Genomic DNA, 1,793 nt, shown 5'->3' with positions numbered 1-1,793 from the left:
CACGGGCTCGCTGTCGGGAGGCGATGCGTTGAGCGCTACGTCATCCACCCGGACGATCCACTATCCGCCCTCTGCGAGGCTGACTGGACGATGAGGGTTGAGCGCGGCGACTGGAAGACCCGAACCGAAACCCGTGCCACCATGCGGGCTGACAAGGACAGCTTCCACATAAGGGTCGGCGTTCAGGCGTTCCTAAACGGCAGTCTCGTCTTTTCCCGGGAGGATGAGCAGAGCATCCCGCGTGACGGTATCTAAACTTCACTTTCCACCCCACCCTCGAACTACGAACATTAGAGGTCGCGTGGCGGGTTCAAATATCGGCGCGCGACGCTATGCTGTCGCGGTGGACTTCATCATCGCCAGGAGGGATACCGTGACGACCCAGCTTTTCCATTTTGTCAGCGACACCCGCTTCGATGACATCCCCGATCCGGTGCGGAACATGGCGCGCCGATGCATTCTCGATCTCACCGGAACGGCAGCCGCTGGCCTCTCCAGCGATCTCTCTCGCATCATCCGTAATATTGCCGTCCGGTCCTTCAATGCCGGTGACGGCGCCCCTCGAGCCCGCATCATCTTCGACGGACGCACCGCCAGCCCGGCGGGCGCGGCGATGGCGGGGGGCATGACGATTGATAGTTTTGACGCGCATGACGGCCATGTCCTGACCAAGGGGCACGCCGGCTGCGCCATCTTCCCGGCCCTGCTGGCCCTTGCCGATAGCACAAGGAACACGATCAGCGGCGCTGACCTCATGGCCGCGCTGGTCATCGGCTATGAAGTGGCAATCCGCGCCGGCATCGCGCAGCATGCGACGGCGCCCGACTATCACACGTCTGGTGCATGGAATGCGTTGGGCGTCGTTGCCATGGCGGCCAGACTCCAGGGGCTGGACCAAGAGGCGTTCCGTCAGGCGCTGGGCATTGCGGAGTACCACGGACCGCGCAGCCAGATGATGCGCTGCATCGACTTCCCCACCATGGTGAAGGATGGATCCGGCTGGGGCGCAATGTGCGGCGTGAGCGCAGCCGAACTAGCGTCCGAGGGGTTCACGGGCGCCCCCGCGCTGGTTGTCGAGAGCGATTCCGTGCGCGACCTCTGGATCGATCTCGGCACGCGCTGGCGCATCTTGGAAATATACTTCAAGCCCTATCCGATCTGCCGCTGGGCCCAGCCCGCCGTCGAGGCATCGCTGGTCCTGCGCCAGACCCATGGCGTGACCGCTCCCGACATTGAGGCCATCGAGGTTGAGACCTTCCATGAAGCGGTGCGGCTCGACCAACACCGGCCGGCGTCCACGGAGGAAGCCCAGTACAGTCTGCCATTCCCGGTAGCAGCTGCGGTGGTACGCGGGCGTCTGGCGCCGACCGATATTTCGGGCGCCGCCCTGCACGATCCCGAGATCTTGGCGATGAGCGACCGCATCCTACTTCGTGAGGCGGATGACCTAAATGCCCGTTTTCCGGCGGAGCGCTTCGCGCGCGTCACCTTTCGGCTGAAGGACGGCCGCGTGCTGCAAAGCGAGACGACTCCGGCGCGGGGAGATGCGGAACGCCCGCTCTCCGATCTCGAAATCCTCGAGAAGTTCAAGGCAGTGGCGTCCGAAGCCCTGGGGACGCGGGCCGGAGACATCGTGGCCGCGGTAGACAAACTGCCTGGAGAGGCATCGAGCCGGACACTGCTCGACCTGCTCCTCAACCATTGCTGAGGCCCTTGTCATGAACGCGCCGCATGTCGAAGAAACAGTATGGATCGGGCTTTCAGACGGATGCCGCGTGGCAGCCCGCCTCTGG

Annotated in this window: 1 protein-coding gene and 1 pseudogene; both read left to right on the top strand. The window is 64.0% G+C overall.

Annotated features, from left to right (window positions below):
- A pseudogene (locus WCJ41_RS22005) lies at positions 1 to 255 on the top strand (peptidase S15); the annotation flags it as partial.
- An 88-nt stretch (positions 256 to 343) separates the two neighbouring features.
- Positions 344 to 1,708, top strand: coding sequence for an MmgE/PrpD family protein (locus WCJ41_RS22000; protein ID WP_336907969.1), 1,365 nt, complete (start codon positions 344 to 346; stop codon positions 1,706 to 1,708).
- Positions 1,709 to 1,793 lie beyond the last annotated feature (85 nt).

Origin of the sequence: Aestuariivirga sp. (genome assembly GCF_037139295.1) — a bacterium.
Classification (GTDB): domain Bacteria; phylum Pseudomonadota; class Alphaproteobacteria; order Rhizobiales; family Aestuariivirgaceae; genus Aestuariivirga.
Note: the sequence above shows the minus strand (reverse complement) of the source record. Positions and strands in the feature narration are given on the sequence as shown.